This window comes from Halomonas sp. 3D7M (genome assembly GCF_014897885.1).
In the GTDB taxonomy this organism is placed as follows: domain Bacteria; phylum Pseudomonadota; class Gammaproteobacteria; order Pseudomonadales; family Halomonadaceae; genus Vreelandella.
Window position 1 is genome coordinate 5,520 of the sequence record NZ_JABUZF010000254.1, and the last position, 17,004, is coordinate 22,523.

At 54.8% G+C, this 17,004-nt stretch carries 19 protein-coding genes; 6 read left to right on the plus strand and 13 right to left on the minus strand.

Annotation, left to right across the window (positions count from 1 at the left end; all coding sequences use genetic code 11):
- From trkA to def, 5 genes are all read right to left on the minus strand, one after another.
- On the minus strand, positions 1 to 809 hold an 809-nt coding region (gene trkA, locus INT22_RS21210), incomplete at its 3' end, for a Trk system potassium transporter TrkA (protein WP_226912801.1).
- 113 nt (positions 810 to 922) lie between these two features.
- Positions 923 to 1,129, minus strand: a complete 207-nt coding sequence (locus tag INT22_RS15695; protein WP_038481393.1) for a dodecin — start codon at positions 1,127 to 1,129, stop codon at positions 923 to 925.
- A gap of 49 nt (positions 1,130 to 1,178) precedes the next feature.
- On the minus strand, positions 1,179 to 2,513 hold the full coding sequence (rsmB, locus tag INT22_RS15700; protein ID WP_193068522.1) for a 16S rRNA (cytosine(967)-C(5))-methyltransferase RsmB: 1,335 nt from the start codon (positions 2,511 to 2,513) through the stop codon (positions 1,179 to 1,181).
- A complete protein-coding gene (gene fmt / locus INT22_RS15705; RefSeq protein WP_089039155.1) occupies positions 2,510 to 3,496 on the minus strand; it encodes a methionyl-tRNA formyltransferase in 987 nt (328 codons plus the stop codon). Before fmt ends, rsmB begins: the two co-directional genes overlap by 4 nt.
- Before the next feature lie 154 nt (positions 3,497 to 3,650).
- Positions 3,651 to 4,163: a peptide deformylase gene (gene def / locus INT22_RS15710; protein WP_125745592.1), complete on the minus strand. Its 513-nt coding sequence runs from the start codon at positions 4,161 to 4,163 to the stop codon at positions 3,651 to 3,653.
- 177 nt (positions 4,164 to 4,340) lie between these two features.
- On the opposite strand from def, the gene INT22_RS15715 reads away from it, so the two are divergent.
- The 5 genes from INT22_RS15715 (at position 4,341) to aroE (ending at position 8,835) form a co-directional block, all read left to right on the plus strand.
- The gene (locus INT22_RS15715) at positions 4,341 to 5,204 is read left to right on the plus strand and encodes a peptidoglycan-binding protein (RefSeq protein WP_193068523.1); all 864 of its coding nucleotides are present in this window, start codon (positions 4,341 to 4,343) and stop codon (positions 5,202 to 5,204) included.
- A 27-nt stretch (positions 5,205 to 5,231) separates the two neighbouring features.
- Entirely contained in the window at positions 5,232 to 6,353 is a 1,122-nt protein-coding gene (gene dprA / locus INT22_RS15720; RefSeq protein ID WP_193068524.1) for a DNA-processing protein DprA, read from the plus strand.
- A gap of 81 nt (positions 6,354 to 6,434) precedes the next feature.
- A complete protein-coding gene (locus INT22_RS15725; RefSeq protein ID WP_193068525.1) occupies positions 6,435 to 6,992 on the plus strand; it encodes an L-threonylcarbamoyladenylate synthase in 558 nt (185 codons plus the stop codon).
- A gap of 73 nt (positions 6,993 to 7,065) precedes the next feature.
- Complete coding sequence (hemF, locus tag INT22_RS15730) at positions 7,066 to 7,998, plus strand: oxygen-dependent coproporphyrinogen oxidase (RefSeq protein ID WP_193068526.1); 933 nt, start codon at positions 7,066 to 7,068, stop codon at positions 7,996 to 7,998.
- 9 nt (positions 7,999 to 8,007) lie between these two features.
- Positions 8,008 to 8,835, plus strand: coding sequence for a shikimate dehydrogenase (gene aroE / locus INT22_RS15735; protein ID WP_193068527.1), 828 nt, complete (start codon positions 8,008 to 8,010; stop codon positions 8,833 to 8,835).
- 79 nt (positions 8,836 to 8,914) lie between these two features.
- Here aroE and INT22_RS15740 read toward each other — a convergent pair whose 3' ends face one another.
- Together INT22_RS15740 and INT22_RS15745 are read right to left on the minus strand one after the other, a co-directional pair.
- Positions 8,915 to 9,172, minus strand: a complete 258-nt coding sequence (locus tag INT22_RS15740; RefSeq protein WP_193068528.1) for a hypothetical protein — start codon at positions 9,170 to 9,172, stop codon at positions 8,915 to 8,917.
- 22 nt (positions 9,173 to 9,194) lie between these two features.
- Positions 9,195 to 9,998 (minus strand): M48 family metallopeptidase, encoded by an 804-nt coding sequence (locus INT22_RS15745; protein WP_125745605.1) that lies wholly within the window; start codon positions 9,996 to 9,998, stop codon positions 9,195 to 9,197.
- A gap of 97 nt (positions 9,999 to 10,095) precedes the next feature.
- On the opposite strand from INT22_RS15745, the gene INT22_RS15750 reads away from it, so the two are divergent.
- Complete coding sequence (locus INT22_RS15750; RefSeq protein WP_193068529.1) at positions 10,096 to 10,974, plus strand: ATP-binding protein; 879 nt, start codon at positions 10,096 to 10,098, stop codon at positions 10,972 to 10,974.
- Here INT22_RS15750 and INT22_RS15755 read toward each other — a convergent pair.
- The 6 genes from INT22_RS15755 to INT22_RS21215 all read right to left on the minus strand — a co-directional run.
- Positions 10,971 to 11,585, minus strand: coding sequence for a hypothetical protein (locus INT22_RS15755; RefSeq protein ID WP_193068530.1), 615 nt, complete (start codon positions 11,583 to 11,585; stop codon positions 10,971 to 10,973). The genes INT22_RS15750 and INT22_RS15755 overlap by 4 nt on opposite strands.
- 175 nt (positions 11,586 to 11,760) lie before the next feature.
- Positions 11,761 to 13,164 (minus strand): ribosome biogenesis GTPase Der, encoded by a 1,404-nt coding sequence (gene der, locus INT22_RS15760; RefSeq protein ID WP_089039147.1) that lies wholly within the window; start codon positions 13,162 to 13,164, stop codon positions 11,761 to 11,763.
- Positions 13,161 to 14,345, minus strand: coding sequence for an outer membrane protein assembly factor BamB (bamB, locus tag INT22_RS15765; RefSeq protein WP_089039146.1), 1,185 nt, complete (start codon positions 14,343 to 14,345; stop codon positions 13,161 to 13,163). Before bamB ends, der begins: the two co-directional genes overlap by 4 nt.
- A complete protein-coding gene (locus INT22_RS15770; RefSeq protein WP_193068531.1) occupies positions 14,342 to 15,001 on the minus strand; it encodes a YfgM family protein in 660 nt (219 codons plus the stop codon). Before INT22_RS15770 ends, bamB begins: the two co-directional genes overlap by 4 nt.
- Positions 15,002 to 15,077: 76 nt before the next feature.
- A complete protein-coding gene (hisS, locus tag INT22_RS15775; RefSeq protein WP_193068532.1) occupies positions 15,078 to 16,373 on the minus strand; it encodes a histidine--tRNA ligase in 1,296 nt (431 codons plus the stop codon).
- Positions 16,374 to 16,460: 87 nt separating this feature from the next.
- Positions 16,461 to 17,004 (minus strand): flavodoxin-dependent (E)-4-hydroxy-3-methylbut-2-enyl-diphosphate synthase (locus INT22_RS21215; RefSeq protein ID WP_226912803.1); only part of this gene is annotated, 544 nt, incomplete at its 5' end.

A 17,004-nucleotide genomic window follows, 5' to 3' on the forward strand; every position in this document is an offset into this window, starting at 1 on the left:
GAAAGCGCAGTACAGCGCTCTAAACTGTGCTCGATAATCTTGACCTGATGGCTGTGCTCCAAGTGTTCGGCTAGGCGTTCACCGATATTGCCGCCACCAGCAATCACCACCCGCCGGAAATCCCGTTCAACGCGGCGTAGTTCGCTCATTACCGCGCGAATATCACGCCGTGCGGCCAGGAAAAACACCTCGTCGTCGGCTTCAATCACCGTATCGCCACGGGGAATAATCGGTCGGTTGCGGCGATAAATTGCCGCCACGCGTGTTTCCACATTGGGCATGTGCTTGGCTAAAAAGGCTAAATCCTGTCCCACCAACGGGCCACCATAGAACGCCTTGACCGCCACCAGCTGCACCAAACCACCGGCAAACTCCAACACCTGCAACGCACCGGGGTGCTCAATTAGGCGGCGAACATGATCCGTGACTACTTGTTCAGGGCTGATCAGTACATCAATAGGAATCGCTTCGTGGGCAAACAATCCCTTACGGGTGAGGTAGGCGGTTGAGCGTACGCGGGCAATTTTGGTAGGCGTGCGAAACAGGGTATGGGCGACTTGGCAGGCGATCATGTTGATTTCATCGGTGTTGGTCACCGCAATCAACATATCGGCGTCTTCACAGCCCGCCTGACGCAGCACAATGGGATACGAAGCCGCGCCCGTCACGGTGCGAATATCCAGTTTAGTGTGCAGCTCGCGCAGTTTCGCGCCGTCGGTATCGACGACAGTAATATCGTTTTCCTCGCGGGCAAGGTGCTCCGCTAAGGTGCCGCCGACCTGGCCGGCGCCGAGAATGATGATTTTCATTGCTAAGCATCGGTTCCGTTGTAAGCGCCAGCGCGTTCTCGGCAAGAGATATGTGCGCTGCAATAAAGACGGCGGCCAGTGTAAACCAGCCGCCGTTGAAAAGCAGGTAGGGATTACTCGAGTGTGAAGCCAACTTTTATCGTGACCTGCCAGTGAGCGACACGGCCGTCCTCGATATGGCCACGAGTGTCGGTGACTTCGAACCAGCGTAAGTTATGAATGGTTTCTGATGCTTTGGCGAGGGCACTTTGCACAGCTTCTTCAATTCCCTTTTCAGAAGAACCGGTTAGCTCGATATGCTTATAAGTGTGAGTACTCATAGTGTCTCCATCCTTGTCATCGGTTCACCACCCCGGTAGGGGCGGTATATTAAGCAGTACGCTTCTCTAGTCTGGCATAAAAAAAGCCATCATGACTGCTTTGCGCGGGAAACAGTTGACGTCCTTGGCCGCTTGGTTCGCCCCAGGCCACGTCATTTGGCGTGGTGACTTTTGCATCGGGCGTGCGGTCAAGAAATGCCTTGATTTGCTCAGCGTTTTCCTCGGGCAGCACTGAACAGGTGGCGTATAGCAAGGTACCGCCTGGGCGGAGTAGTGGCCAAAGATTATCCAGCAGTTGGCGCTGTAGCTTAGCGAGCTGGCGAATATCCTCTTTACGGCGCAGTTTTTTAATATCGGGATGACGACGAATAACGCCCGTGCCAGAACAGGGCGCATCAAGCAAAATCGCGTCAAAAGGCGCGCCATTCCACCAGTCTTGCTGGGTAGCATCAGCGTGCTGCAGTTCTGCCGTTAAGCCTAGGCGGTTCAGTGTATCGTCTACACGGCCTAGGCGCTGGTTGTCGCTATCAATGGCCGTCAGAGCAATATCAAACTGCTCTAATAGGTGGGCAGTTTTACCGCCAGGCGCACAGCAAGCATCGAGAACGTGGGCGCCTGGACGGGGGGCTAATGCAGGCCCTAACAGTGCGGCAGAAAGCTGAGCCGCTTCGTCTTGGACGCTGACATGACCTTCTTCAAAGCCGGGAAGTATGGAGACATCACAGGGTGCATCCAAGGTAATGCCATCCGGCGCGTGTAGGCATAGGTGCCCACTTAACCCCTGCTCAGTCAGCTGTTGTAAATAGGCTTCACGGTCGTTGTAGTGCTGATTGACTCTCAGCGTCATGGGGCCTGGTTCATTGTTCGCTGCGGCAATGGCGCGCCACTGTTCAGGCCAAGCGCTGCGCAACGCATTAAGCAGCCAGGGCGGGTGCTCCAGGGCAACGCTCTCATCTAGGTCAACAGCGGCTTGAAGCTCTTCGGATTCACGCTGGAGGCGGCGCGGCCAGCCGTTAAGCACTCGGGTGGCCCACTCTTTGCCTAGCAGGCGAGCGGCGCCAGCGGTTTCGCCAACCGCCGCGTGGGCCGGAATACGCATATAAAGCAGCTGGTAGATTCCTACCAGTAACAAGGCGTGAACATCACTATCGCGCTTTTTAAAAGGCTGCTTGAGCAGTGCGCCAGCCAACGCTTCCAGGCGCGGCAAGCGTCGGCAAGTACCGTAACACAGCTCTTTTAACAGGCTGCGGTCGCGGGCAATCACACTGTGCTCATCTAGCCCGGCTAGCGAGCCTTGGTCAGTCAAAACAGGGACTAGCGCGCGGGCGGCCGCGGCGCGAACTTCCTGGCCGCTGCCGCCTTTGGGTGGGCGATTCTGGCTCATTCACTAACTCCTTGATGAGCGGCGGCGTGCCCAAGGCGTGCGCCGACGGTAAGCGGGGTTTGACGGGCGTTAAGCAGGTCGCGCACGGCCATCGCTTTACCACCAGGTAACTGGGCATGGCTAACGCACAGTACTTCTTGGCCTTGCTCGCCACAGGCAATGCGCAGGTGATCCTCGCCATGTTGGAGTAGTGTGCCGGGCGTAGTGGGAGGCTGTTCACCTGGTTCAACACTGGCCATCAACAAACGTAAGCGATCATTGCCTAACGTGCACCAAGCCACTGGCCACGGGTTAAACGCACGGATTTTGCGCGCCAGTTGTTCAGCGGGCTGATGAAAGTCCAGCTCGGCTTCCGCCTTGCTGAGCTTGGCGGCGTAGGTGACGCCCTCGTCAGGCTGAGGTGTTGCTTTTAAATCGTTGCTGTCCAGCGCATCCAGCACGTTAATCAGCGCATTCGCCCCTTGAATGGCCAGCCGATCATGCAAGTCCCCGCCCGTGGTGCGCGAGGTGATCGGCGTACGAACTTCATACAGCATCTCACCGGTATCCAGGCCCGCATCCATTTGCATAATGGTGACGCCTGATGCGCTATCACCGGCTTCAATAGCGCGTTGGATGGGGGCGGCACCTCGCCAGCGTGGTAGCAGCGATGCGTGCACGTTGATGCAGCCTAAGCGGGGAATGTCGAGCACGGCCTGTGGCAGTAGTAGCCCGTAAGCAACGACAACCATTACGTCGGCATTCAATGCTGCTAATTCCGCTTGGGCATCAGTGCCTTTTAAGCTGACGGGCTGGTAGACAGGTAGCCCATGCTCAACAGCGAGCTGCTTGACGGGGCTGGGGGTGAGCTTGCGCCCGCGGCCTGCTGGGCGGTCAGGTTGAGTATAGACCGCTACCACTTGATGCTGACTTTCGAGCACGGCAGCAAGGCTTGAAGCGGCGAAATCAGGCGTGCCAGCAAAAACAACGCGCAACTGTGACATGGTGATGACTACCTAGCATTGAAGGGGGAAAGTAATCGTGTGCCGTGGGGGAAACAAATAAAGGCCGAGAAGCAACGCTACAACGCACCAGCAATAACATTCTGTGCGTTTGCAGCGTGTCAGCTCGGCCAGCAATAACACGGCGTAGGTTGGTTTATGCGTCGTTTAATAGCTTGTGGCGTTTCTGCATCTTTTTCATCACTCGGTCACGCTTTAGGGGTGATAAGTAGTCAACAAAAAGCACGCCTTCCAAATGGTCATACTCATGCTGAATGCAGTGGGCTAATAAGCCATCGGCTTCTAGCTCGTAGGGCTCACCACTGCGGTCTAGCGCGTTCAGCTTTACTTTTAAATAGCGCGGGACTTCAGCGTAGTATTCGGGAATGGATAGACAGCCTTCAGAAAGCGGCTCTTTTTCGTCACCAATCGGCTCGTAGCGCGGATTAATAAGTACGAGCGGCTGCGAGTTATCGTCGCTGACATCCATTACTACGACACGTCGATGAACATCGATTTGTGTCGCTGCAAGGCCGATGCCGCGCGCGTCGTACATGGTCTCCAACATATCGTCGACGAGCTGGCGGACCTCATCGTCAACGGTTTCCACCGGTGCAGCCTTGGTGCGCAGGCGCTCGTCGGGGAATTCGAGAATAGGAAGTTTGGCCATGGCGTTACAATCACCGTTATGCTGAGTCTTTAATATGAGCAGGCCTTGCCACCTGTGTTGGCAGGCCTAAGTGCTTTACTATCGGCCACTATATCATGCTGTAAGCGTTCCTGGGCACGTACAACGCCATGCAGCTCCCCTCAACGGCTTCACCCATAACTGACAAGAGAGCACAGGATGGTGGTGAAAAGGGCAGTGGCGAAAAGGTTTCTTTATTATAGCGCGTCGTTGGCATGTTTGACGCTTATGACGACCGCCGCATTGGCGTGGGAATCTCCGCAGCGGGTGGTAAAGCTTTCTCCCCAAATGCGCGCCGTTCCTCAGCAACAGGCAATGGCGCCGCTGCCGATGGAAACGATCCGGGCGTTTTTGCGAGAGCATCGCGTCGTAGAGCCAGGCGCGCCTATACGGGAACTGGCCTACGTCGTGGGCGGTGAGAATCAACGCTTGATGAGTGGTGCAGGCGATACGCTGTATGCGCGCGGCGTACTACCGTCCAACGCGCGTTTAGGTATTTATCGTCCGGGCGAGCGTTATGTTTCCGCTGAGGGTACCCCGTTGGGTACGGAGTTAATCAATATTGGCGAAGCGCGCCAGCTCAGCAGTGAGGGAGATATTGCCCGCTTAGAAGTACTCAGTGCTTACCAGGAAGTGCGTAATAACGATATTTTGCTGCCGCTTGATGCCCCGCTGTTTGAATCTCAGTCGTCAGAAAATAGCTTTCAGCCTCGTTTACCGTTGAACGATGTCGCTGGCCAGATTATTGCGGTACCTGGCGGAGTGCGCTTTATTGGACGCTTACAAATAGTGGCACTGGATATTGGTACTCAGGATGGCTTGCAGCCCGGTCATGTATTACATGTTGGCCAGCAGGGCGAACTTGTTAATGACCCGCGTAGCCAGGAGCTTCTGCAACTACCCGCCACTGAGGCGGGAAGAGTCATGGTGGTAAAGCCGTATAGCCTGATGAGCTATGCGTTGGTGATGCAGGCATCGAACGTTTTAGCGGTTGGAGACCGGATACACGCGCCAGTACGCTAAACGCCACACAACTGACAGGGGATAGGTATGGATGCCAAGGAGTGGCTAGTGGTGAATGAGCTACCGGGTATGGGGGCGCTTCGCACCGCAGCGCTGGCCGCCAAACAGCCTCAATGGCCCCATGGCTGGCTTGCTGGGCTGCCCAGCAATGCCGCGAGTGCTCTGCGACTTTGGTTAGCGCAGCCAGAGCGAAGCCCGTTGCAGCAGGCTGTCGACCATACCTTCGCATGGCTGGCGGCCGCGCCTAATCGCCATTTGCTCCATCGCAATCATCCCGCATGGCCTGAGTTGCTCGATCAATTGCCGGACCCACCTGTGGTGCTTTGGGCACAAGGTGATCTTAGTGCACTAGATGGCCCAAAACTGGCTATGGTGGGCACTCGGCGTCCCACTGCTGAAGGAAGCGGTAATGCTCAGGCGTTTGCCAGAGAGCTTGTTAATCGTGGCTGGTGCATCGTCAGCGGTATGGCTCTCGGGGTTGATGGGGTCGCGCAGCGCGCAGCGTTAGCGGCAGGTGGGCAGTCGATTGCGGTGCTTGGCTGTGGCGTTGATGTCATTTATCCGCCCCGTCACCGTGATTTACATGAGCAGCTAAGTAGCGTGCCAGGAGGCTTGTTATTATCCGAGCATCCGCCAGGAACCGTTGCTCGGCCAGCCTTCTTTCCTCGACGGAACCGAATTGTGACCGGCCTTTCATTAGGTACGTTAGTGGTCGAAGCGACTGAGAAGAGCGGCTCATTGGTAAGCGCACGATTAGCCCTTGAACAAGACCGTGAGCTGTTTGCATTGCCTGGGTCGCTACATAACGTGCAGGCTCGTGGTTGCCTGCAGTTATTACGTAGCGGTGCGACGCTGGTGCGTCATGTAGACGATATTTTAGAAGAGTTGCAGCACTGGGCTGAACGCTATATGCCAACCGGTCCACGTGCTATCGCTGACAACGCAAGCCTTGATTTGCCTATCGAAGACGATGAGCCTAAGGACAATCTACTAAGCGCGCTGGGCGCAACGCCAACGCCAATTGATATATTGGTTCAGAGCGCGGGCCTTACGGTCAGTGAATGCCAACAACGGTTATTGATGCTGGAACTTGATGGCAAAGTGGCGCAGCAAGCGGGCGGCTGGGTGCGTTTGACGCGGCCATGGTAGGATGTAAGTAACCGTTTTTCATCTACTGAAGATGTATCAATCTCAGGTGATGAGGGGCCGCGTTTGTAACGAGGAGCATCTATGAAATCGGCTGTTGAGGTTAAAGAGGCGGTACGAGCATTAAAAGAGGGGGGCGTTATCGCCTGCCCCACCGAAGCAGTCTGGGGGCTGAGCTGTGACCCAGATAACGATGAAGCGTTAGCGCATTTGATGCGTATGAAAGAGCGTGATCCCGCCAAAGGGGTGATTCTTGTTGCTGCGAATATTCAGCAATTTCAGCCTTGGCTAAACCAACTGCCAGTTGCGCTGCATGCACCCTTAGCGGCCAGCTGGCCTGGCCCTAATACCTGGCTAGTGCCTGACAATGGCCGTAGTCACGGTTTAGTGCGCGGTGCCCATCAGAGTGTGGCTCTGCGGGTGACCGACCATCCGCTGATGAAGGCGCTCTGTGAGGCCTTTGGTGGCCCGCTAGTCTCTACCTCCGCTAATCGCGCGGGCGACCCACCCGCCATGAGCGCTGACGAAGTCGCGACCATTTTCGGTGAGGAGGTCGCCGCGATTGTCGCGGGTGAGCTTGGAGGAAACGCAAAGCCCAGCACTATCAAAGACCTGGTGACGGGCAAAGTAATGCGTTCATAGCGAAGCGCCTTGAGCTGTCTCTGCCGTTGACTACTTACCAATCACACTTATACCCAACCTCTTTGGAGTTACTGTGGCTCACGAGCACCTAGACGACGTTAAACATTACCTTCTGGATCTTCAGGAACGGTTGTGCGCCGGGCTTGCCGCTGCTGATGGAAAAGCGACATTTAAAGAAGATAGCTGGCAGCGTGAAGAAGGCGGTGGCGGACGTTCAAGGGTCATCGAAGAAGGCGCTGTTTTCGAGAAAGGTGGTGTTAATTTCTCGCATGTTTACGGGGCTCAGTTGCCCCCCTCGGCGACGGCTGCACGACCGGAACTAGCCGGACGCAGCTTTCATGCGGTGGGTGTTTCCTGGGTGCTCCATCCTGAAAATCCTAATGTGCCGACAAGCCACGGAAATGTCCGTTTCTTTATTGCTGAAAAAACGGGTGAAGCGCCGGTATGGTGGTTTGGTGGCGGCTTTGATCTAACGCCTTACTACCCGGTGTTTGAAGATGTTGTGCACTGGCATCGGGTTGCCCAGGCTGCCTGCGTGCCATTTGGCGAAGAGGTGTATCCGCGCTACAAAGCATGGTGCGATGAGTACTTCTATCTTAAGCATCGCGACGAGACACGTGGTGTTGGTGGACTGTTTTTCGATGATTTAAATGAAGGCAGTTTCGACGACTGTTTTGCTTTTCAGCGTGCGGTGGGCGACAGCTTTCTGGACGCCTACGTACCGATTGTAGAGCGCCGTAAGGGTGATGCTTGGGGTGAAAAAGAGCGTGATTTTCAGCTTTATCGCCGTGGCCGCTATGTGGAATTTAACTTAGTGTGGGATAGGGGCACTCTGTTTGGCTTGCAAAGCGGCGGGCGCACCGAATCCATCTTGATGTCGATGCCGCCGCTAGCCCGTTGGGAGTACGCATTTACACCGCCCGAGGGCAGCCGAGAGGCTAAATTGCACGACTACTTGGTACCACGCGATTGGCTAGCCGAAGCCACCCAGTTGGGTAAAGTGTAAGGAGCCTGTATGACCGACCGTTACTGTGTCTTTGGAAACCCGATTAAGCACTCTAAGTCGCCATTAATTCACGAAGAGTTTGCTAACCAAACTCAGCAACCTATGACCTATACCGCCGAACTTGCACCGGTGGAAGGTTTTGTCAGTGCCTGGCGAGAGTTTGTGGCAGCGGGTGGTCGAGGGGCGAACGTGACCGTCCCGTTCAAAGGCGATGCCTTTGCGCTGTGCGATACCCTGAGCCACCGCGCCAAGCGTGCTCAGGCAGTGAATACACTAATTGTCGGCGGCAATGGCCGTACTTACGGTGACACCACGGATGGCATTGGACTTGTGCGTGACCTTGGATACCATCACGTACCCATTAAGGATAAACGCGTGCTGGTGATCGGTGCCGGTGGTGCAGTGCGTGGCATACTTGAACCGCTACTTGCCGAACAACCCAGTGACGTTGTTATCGTCAATCGAACGGCGGCAAAAGCCGCCCAATTAGCAGATGCCTTTGCCGACTTAGGCACCCTTCATGGCGGTGGGTTCGAGACGTTAGAAGGCCAGTTTGATCTGGTGATCAATGGCACCAGCGCTAGCCTTACGGGGGATTTGCCGCCGTTACCGGATAGCCTATTTAACCAGGGTGCTTGGGCCTACGACATGATGTATGGCTCAGAACCCACGGTGTTTTTGCAGTGGGCAGGGCCTCGCGGCGCCAAGTTGCTCGATGGCTTGGGTATGCTGGTTGAGCAAGCTGCTGAATCTTTCTTTTTATGGCGTAACCTGCGACCCGCAACAGCCCCGGTGCGCACGCTGTTAAGGCAATCGTTGAACGTCGCCAGTGACTAGCTAGCTTGCGAGTGTTCAACAAACAAAAGGCAGCCATTGCGGCTGCCTTTATTGGTTAATGCTGGTTGTTCTCGCATGTTTAGCGAGATTTGGTGTAAAAGCCAATCATGCACATAACGAGACCAGCCACAGAGACCAGCATACCGCCGTTAACCAGCAGCGGTGAGCGCTCAAGCCACGATACAAAGGGCTGCGGCGTGTCACGGCACACATTTGTCAGGTAGTCCCAATGCCCACCGTCGAGCTGACAAGCGCGTACGTCACCAAGTTCCCAGAAATAGACGCCGAGCAACACTAAAATCGGCAAGACAAGCAGCAATAAACCAAGTCGAATCATTCAAACCTCAATATTAAGGTGCCTAGGGGCGTGGGCAGTTGGGGGTGCGGCCGCTATTGCGCGCCTGCTCGTAGCTTGCCAACGCGTTATTCATGTTGGCTTGAAGCCCTTCAATACGCTGCCCTTCACTTGGGTGCGTCGACATCCAGGCGGGTGGAGCACCACCGCCAGAGGCTGCCTGCATGTTTTCCCAAACGGTAACGCTTTCCCGTGGATCAAAACCGGCTTGGGCCATTAACTGAAGGCCGATAACATCAGCTTCACTTTCATGACTACGGGAGAACGGCAACGCAATACCGTATTCCGCTCCCATCCCCAGTACCCCCATTAGCTGTTGGCCACCCGGAGTTTGCATGCCGGAGGTGCTGGCAAGTACCGATAAGCCAAGTGACGTTGCGCTTTTCGTTGAGGCACGCTCGTTGGCATGATTCGCAATGACGTGGCCAATTTCGTGGCCGACAACCGAGGCTAGCTGGTTTTGATTGGTAGCGATATTGAGCATGCCCGTATTCACGCCCATGTAGCCACCGGGCAGCGCAAAGGCGTTGGGCTGTTCAGATTCAAAGACACGAATTTGCCAATCAAGATTACGCTGTTCGGCTGGCAACACCTCTACAATGGCATCGGTAATGCACTGAACATAGCGATGGCTTGCCTGACCTGCGGTGGGAATATCTCGTTGATATTGTGCAAAGGCTTGCCGGCCCATTTGATTGAGCTGATCATCTGAAAGCAGCAGTAACTGAGAACGACCGGTAGGTGAGGTGGAGCATGCTGCGACAGCAGCACACAGCGCAGTAACAGCCAAGGGACGAAGCCAGCGCATAGGCAGTTTCCTTATAGACGAGTAGGGATCTTTGCACACAAGATAACCACTGTCAGTGGTAAATCAACTCATATCATAACGCACTCTGAGGACAATCATGGATGCTGAATTGAGCCACCGCTTAACGCGGTTGCTGGACCACGTAGAACATTGGTTGCCGCCTGCGCCGACCCAAGTGGATTGGGATAAGCATGTAGCGGCTATTTGGCAGCGCCATCCGTTAGGTGGTCGCTTGGTACCCGTGCCACCGCGCGACACGATGACACTGGATGATCTGTTAGGCATCGAGCGTCAAAAATTAGCGTTAGTCGATAACACCCGTGCATTTTTGCAGGGGCTACCCGCCAACCATGGTTTGCTGTGGGGATCACGTGGCAGCGGGAAGTCATCGGTGATCCGCGCGCTACTTAACTCGTTGGCGGATGATGGGCTGCGCTTGATTCAAGTGGATCGCCACGATTTGGGTAGTCTGCCGATATTGGTAGAGCAGTTGCGCGATACGCCACATCGTTTCGTGGTGTATTGCGACGATCTTTCGTTTGAAGGCAATGACGATGCTTACAAGGCGCTAAAAAGCGTCTTAGACGGCGCCTTAACGGGGCCGCCGGAAAACGTCTTGTTGTATGCCACTTCTAACCGCCGCCATTTACTGCCGGAATCCATGGACGACAATAGCGGTACGCGTCTTGTGGGTGAAGAGCTACATCACGGTGACGCTGTTGAGGAAAAGATCTCGTTGTCGGATCGCTTCGGCTTATGGTTAGGTTTTCATCCCTTCAGCCAAGCGACTTACTTAGAGGTCTGTGAGCACTGGGTGGCTCGTATTGGTGATAAGCAGGATTGGAGCGAGGCCGCACGGGCAGAAGCGGTTCGTTTTGCAACACTAAGAGGAGGGCGTAGTGGCCGAACGGCTTGGCAGTTTGCAGCCCAGTGGGTGGGCCGCAAACGGCTTCATGGAGGAAGTCGTCAGGCTTAACGCACAGGCGTTAACTGGCCGTCGGCGCCTACGTTCAGGCGAATGGTCGGCGTTAAAAGCCCTGCAGGTAATGTCATACCCAGTCCACGCAGGTCTCCTGGCGTGATAGCAAGCTCACTGCCAGGCGGTAGTGAGCCCTGGGTGGCTAACTGACTGGCGAGTTCTAGCATTGGCATCATACGCTGGGTGTCGGTAGCCAGGATGTCAAACGATACCGGTAGACGTAACGTTGAGTCTTCCCCTGATGTTAGTGTTACATCCTCTTGATATTGGCCTTGCACTGGATCGACCCCCGGCATATCGAGCATCCAACGGAAACCCGACATCTCAACAGCGGGCATACCGGTAGGTAAGCCAAGGCCCATCGCTAAGGTGGCCTGAACGGGCAAGCTGCCAGCGCCAAGGCTAGACGCAAGCAAACTTGTCAGGTCGCTAGTATCAAGCCCTGCTTGCACGTTATAAGGGCCAATACGCACCTCTTCAATGCCCAGTGATGTTACCGCCAAGCGAAAGGCAAATAAGCCTGTTTGGGGCAGGGCAAGGCAACCTGCTAGCAAGCTTGCCATCAGCAGCAAGAGCAAGCCGCGCCCGCGTTTAATTGCGTAGTGCATTAATAATATCTCTCCTAAGAAGGGCAATAGGTATGAGTGGCGATTGCCGAAAAACGCGGCTATTTGAGGGCTAGTGCGGATAGCAGTCAAGCAAAATTACTCGGTAATGGGGGCCATCAACCAAAACGCCTGCTGATGAAGGTCAGCAGGCGTTTGGTAGATTAATGAGCTAGCATTAACGGCGGCTTTTACGTGCTTCTTTAGTACGGTTGAGCTCGCGTTTTTTGGCTTTCTCTTTATCGCTTGCCCCTGCCATGTGGTCAAACGGATTGCTGCCTGAACGGAACTCAAAGCGCATTGGCGTACCGCGAACCTTCAACACTTTACGGAAGGTGTTGGTTAGATAGCGGCGATAGGCTTCCGGCAGTGATTCAGTCTGATTGCCATGCACGACGATGATAGGCGGATTGCTACCACCTTGGTGTGCCATGCGCAGTTTGATACGCCGGCCGTTTACCATGGGCGGCGGGTGCTGGCTGACCGCATCTTGAAGCAGAGTGGTCAATCGGTTGGTCGACCAGTGAGCGTTCGCGGCATTGAAAGCTCGTTCGATCGAAGGATAAAGGTCACCCACAGCGGTGCCGTGTAGGGCGGAGATAAAATGCATCTCGGCATACTCAGCAAAGCCCAGGCGGCGCTTAATTTCTGCGCGCATTTTCTCTTTTGCGTCGCTTTCCAGTCCATCCCATTTGTTGATGGCCAGCACCAGCGCGCGGCCAGTGGTTAGCACGTAATCAAGCAGGTGGAGATCTTGCTCAACTAAACCGCTGCGCGCATCGAGTACCATCACGGCGACGTGACACTCTTTGATCGCATCCAGGGTTTTGATAATGGAAAACTTTTCAGCAATCTCGCGCACGTTCTTACGCCGCCGAATACCCGCAGTATCAACCAATACGTAGGGCTTACCACGACGCTCGAACGGGATTTCAATCGCATCGCGGGTAGTGCCCGCCTCATCGAATACAACAACGCGCTCTTCGCCCAACAGCCGATTAACCAATGTGGATTTACCCACGTTGGGACGGCCAATAACACCGATACGAATGCCTTTGGTGCCGGTATCCCCAGGAATGCTGGGATCGCGCTCGGGAAACGGCTCCAGCACTGTGTCAATGAGCAGTGAGACATTGCGGCCATGGGCGGCAGCAATCGGCCATGGGTCGCCAAGCCCTAAAGTCCAGAAGTCGGCCATGGCCGAATGTTCTTCCAAACCATCGGTTTTGTTGACTACCAGCCAGGTTTTTTTCTGATTAACGCGCAGATGGTTCGCAATGGCCTCATCAGCCACGTTAAGCCCTGCGCGCGCGTCTACTAGAAACAGTACAATATCGGCTTCATCAATGGCGGCCAGGGACTGCTCGGCCATTGCCGCATCAATCCCTTCTTCGTCACCGCTGATGCCGCCGGTATCAATCACCGTATACGCTTTGCCGCCTAGCATTCCGTTCCCGTATTTACGGTCTCGGGTAAGGCCAGGAAAGTCCGCTACGAGCGCATCGCGTGAGCGGGTTAGGCGGTTAAACAACGTCGATTTGCCCACATTGGGCCGACCGACTAAAGCAATGACGGGTGTCATGGAGTTACTTCCAGGGTTTCCAGGCGACCATTATTGGCCTGGACATGAATGGTGCTGCCTTCAGTGGCAGGACGCACGCTGATGCCAGATTTGTGCACGCGCGTACGGCCTACTAACGTGCCTTCGCGGGCATCAAGTAGATGAACGTAGCCTTCGAAGTCACCGACGACCACGCGGCCATCTGCAAACGCAGGTGCGGTTAACCGGCGGTCTTCCAAGTCATCGTTACGCCACACTTCCTGTCCGTTGTCGGCATTCAGGCCAACGACGTGGCTATCATCAGTGACCACTAGCAGAATGTTACCTACCAAAATAGGCGTATGGCGGCTAGATAAGTTGCTTTCCCATAGAACGCCACCGCGGGTTGCTTCTAAAGCGACAACGCTACCGTTATAGCTAGTAACGAAAAGTCGACCATCAGGCGTTACTACCGGCTGACCGGCAAGATCAACCAACCTGTCGACGTCGCTACGTCCGCGGGGAGTCGCAATTTGTAACTCCCACAGTGGTTGGCCATTGCGGTTGTCTAATGTTGCTAGTCGTCCGTTAGCAAAGCCAACAAAGCTTACAGGATCAATGACCATTGGCGTGCCGGTACCACGAAGGGTGAGCGACGGTTGTGAGCTGGCATATACCCAACGCTCCTCGCCAGTGACACGGTCGAGCGCGGTGATTTGGCCGTCAACGCTCTGCACCAGTAGTAGCTGTTGATTCGCTTGAGGTGCTGCCAGCACTTCACTGGAGACCCGTGAGCGCCAATTGACACTACCGTCGCGCTGATCCAGGGAAATAACTTCACCGTTACGGGTGCCTAAATAGACTTGACCTGCAATGGCGTTAAGCGCGCTTGAAATAGGCGTATCCAGCTCGATTTCCCACTCGCGGTTGCCGTTATTGGCGTTAAAGGCGGCGACCAATCCATTGGCATCCGCAGCAAATACGCTGTCGCCTTCACGAGCCGGAGCAATGGGGTAACGGGCACGACCAAGGCCGTCGCCTACGTCTCTGTCCCATACCTCATTAAGCGTTGAGGTTGCTGTAAAACTACGCAGCTCTTTAGGCGAGTCAGCCGGTTCGCCTTTACTGGCACAGCCTGCTAGCAAGGCGAGTGCCACGGCTCCGACGGTAATGCGCACAGAAGGCTTTGAAAATAGCGATTTGGGAAGACTGGTCATGATCATTGTGTCACCTCTTCGACGCCGAGATCATCAAGCTTGAACTGTACGCCGTAAAGCGGCTGATTCTGGGTTTGAGCCAGTTCTAGCGCAGTTTGCCAAGCGTCTCGCGCTTGTTCTGTTTGGTCTAGCGCAGCGTAAGCGTCGCCGCGCACGTTGGCCTGTTGAGCTGCCAGAGCATCGCTAATCGACTCATCTAACAAACTCAGGGCGGCTTGTGGATTGCCGTTTGCAATCTCAATGCGCGCTAATCTCAGCCATGCAAGGCTTTGCACATAGCGGCGAGAGGAGTCGCTAGCCACGTTCTCAAGCGCACTTTTCGCTGCATCAAGATCGCCCTGTTGAACGGCTAAACGTGCTTCCAGCAGCTGTGCTAACTCTGCGTAGAGGGTGTCGCCATGGTCACTGGTGATTTCATCAATGAGCTCACGGGCATTGGCTAACTGATCATCTGCCAAAGTGTTACCAGCGGTCATACTGACGAGTTGCTGATAACGCACGGAGGCGGCTTCTGCTTGGCCTTCTTGATAGTTTTGCCATGCATTCCAGCCAAACACACCCGCTGCAGCAAGAACAGCCCCTGCTATGAGAGAGGTTCCGTTCTCTTTCCACCAGCGTTTAATTACCTCTAGCTGTTCTTCTTCGCTTCTCAGCTCCGCCACGGGCGGCCTCCTGTTCTTTAGCTCAGCCGCAAGGGCGGCTGGCGAGTGTTCGTCTGCCAGAGAGTAGGCAGTAAGGTTAGTGGGGCACTAGGTTTTGCAGTGTCGCGGTGAGCTCAGCCTGAGATACGCGCAACTGTTCGCGATCATCACGCAGGAACTTAAGCGTTACGGCTTGCTCTGCTAGCTCATCTTCGCCCAATAAGACGGCAATCGGTGCGTTGCTTTTGTCCGCTTTTTTCATACGGCTTTTAAAACTGCCACCACCACAGTGTAACTGCAACCTAAGGGTTGGCAGCTCACTACGGAGCTTTTCAGCCAGGGTGAGGGCGACAATAGTAGCGTTGTCATCCATGGGTAGCAGATAAACATCGCAGCCACCTAGCGCTTCTTCTGGAATCAGGTCTAATGTTTCCAGCAGCAATATTAAGCGCTCGATACCCATGGCAAAACCAACCGCTGGCGTGGGCTTTCCGCCTAGTTGTTCGACCAGGCCATCGTAGCGGCCGCCTGCACATACCGTGCCTTGGCTGCCTAGGGCCGTGGTCGTCCACTCAAATACCGTACGGCAGTAGTAATCAAGACCGCGTACTAGGCGTGGGTTAACAACGTAGTCAATTCCTGCTGCATCCAGCATTGCTTTGAGTTGTTCAAAATGTGTCCGCGACTCATCGTCCAAATGATCCATCAACTGCGGCGCACCGTTGAGCATTTCCGCCATCGCTGGATTCTTGGAATCCAAAATGCGCAGTGGGTTGCTGGTGAGTCGGCGCTTAGAGTCATCATCAAGGACGTCGTGATGCTGATCAAAATAAGCGACGAGTTTATCGCGATAGGCCGCGCGCGCCTCTGTGGAGCCTAGGGAGTTAAGCTCTAGCGTCACATGCTCCAGTAAGCCCAGCTCTTGCCATAGACGCGCTGAAAGCAGAATGACTTCCGCATCGATATCCGGTCCATCAAAGCCGTACGTTTCTACGCCTACCTGATGAAATTGACGATAGCGGCCTTTTTGCGGACGCTCGTGGCGGAACATTGGGCCCTGATACCACAACCGTTGCGTTTGGTTATGCAGCAAGCCATGTTCCATCGCTGCCCGTACACAGCTAGCCGTACCTTCGGGGCGCAGCGTCAGGCTGTCGCCGTTGCGGTCGTCGAACGTATACATCTCTTTTTCGACAATATCGGTGACTTCACCAATAGAGCGAGCAAATAGCGCCGTTTGTTCAACAATGGGCGTACGGATTTCATCAAAGCCATAGCGATGCATCAACTGACGCACCTTGGCTTCAAAAAATTGCCAGCGGGGGCTTTCGCAGGGCAATAAATCATTCATACCACGGATAGCTTGAATTTTTTTTGCGGCGGACTTGCTCAATGAAAACTCCTTGTATGGGAGACAACACTGGGGCGGGGAAAAAAGGTTATGCCCGCCTCCAGGTTGGGTATCGCTTGCTCGGCTTTTTTAAACGCTGCGCGCAATCATATCGTCTTCTTGCTGCTGTTTTTGGCGTACTTTATCGCGAATCAGCTTTTCAAGGTCATCCACCAAGTGGTCATTACGCAGCTTGCTAGCAGGTTTGCCATCGATGTACACCAAGTTGGCAGGGGAGCCGCCGGTTAGGCCAATATCGGTTTCTTTCGCTTCACCTGGGCCATTAACGACGCAACCAATCACTGATACGTCCAGTGGGGTCATGACGTCTTCAAGCCGCTCTTCTAGCTGGTTCATGGTGCTAATAACATCAAAATTCTGCCGTGAGCAGCTGGGGCAGGCAATAAAATTAATGCCTTTGGCTCGCAGCCTTAGGCTTTTAAGCATGTCAAAGCCGACTTTAATTTCTTCCACCGGATCGGCGGCGAGCGATACGCGAATTGTGTCGCCAATGCCATCCATTAGCAGCATGCCAAGGCCAATCGACGACTTCACCGTACCTGAACGCAGGCCGCCAGCTTCGGTAATGCCTAGATGGAGTGGCTGCTCGATACGGGTAGCCAGGTCGCGGTAC

Excerpts from the sequence above, each read along its gene's own strand:
- INT22_RS15695 (WP_038481393.1), bottom strand. The coding sequence starts at position 1,129 with ATGAGTACTCACACTTATAAGCATATCGAGCTAACCGGTTCTTCTGAA.
- rsmB (WP_193068522.1), bottom strand. The coding sequence starts at position 2,513 with ATGAGCCAGAATCGCCCACCCAAAGGCGGCAGCGGCCAGGAAGTTCGC.
- fmt (WP_089039155.1), bottom strand. The coding sequence starts at position 3,496 with ATGTCACAGTTGCGCGTTGTTTTTGCTGGCACGCCTGATTTCGCCGCT.
- def (WP_125745592.1), bottom strand. The coding sequence starts at position 4,163 with ATGGCCAAACTTCCTATTCTCGAATTCCCCGACGAGCGCCTGCGCACC.
- INT22_RS15715 (WP_193068523.1), top strand. The coding sequence starts at position 4,341 with ATGGTGGTGAAAAGGGCAGTGGCGAAAAGGTTTCTTTATTATAGCGCG.
- dprA (WP_193068524.1), top strand. The coding sequence starts at position 5,232 with ATGGATGCCAAGGAGTGGCTAGTGGTGAATGAGCTACCGGGTATGGGG.
- INT22_RS15725 (WP_193068525.1), top strand. The coding sequence starts at position 6,435 with ATGAAATCGGCTGTTGAGGTTAAAGAGGCGGTACGAGCATTAAAAGAG.
- aroE (WP_193068527.1), top strand. The coding sequence starts at position 8,008 with ATGACCGACCGTTACTGTGTCTTTGGAAACCCGATTAAGCACTCTAAG.
- INT22_RS15740 (WP_193068528.1), bottom strand. The coding sequence starts at position 9,172 with ATGATTCGACTTGGTTTATTGCTGCTTGTCTTGCCGATTTTAGTGTTG.
- INT22_RS15745 (WP_125745605.1), bottom strand. The coding sequence starts at position 9,998 with ATGCGCTGGCTTCGTCCCTTGGCTGTTACTGCGCTGTGTGCTGCTGTC.
- INT22_RS15750 (WP_193068529.1), top strand. The coding sequence starts at position 10,096 with ATGGATGCTGAATTGAGCCACCGCTTAACGCGGTTGCTGGACCACGTA.
- INT22_RS15755 (WP_193068530.1), bottom strand. The coding sequence starts at position 11,585 with ATGCACTACGCAATTAAACGCGGGCGCGGCTTGCTCTTGCTGCTGATG.
- der (WP_089039147.1), bottom strand. The coding sequence starts at position 13,164 with ATGACACCCGTCATTGCTTTAGTCGGTCGGCCCAATGTGGGCAAATCG.
- bamB (WP_089039146.1), bottom strand. The coding sequence starts at position 14,345 with ATGATCATGACCAGTCTTCCCAAATCGCTATTTTCAAAGCCTTCTGTG.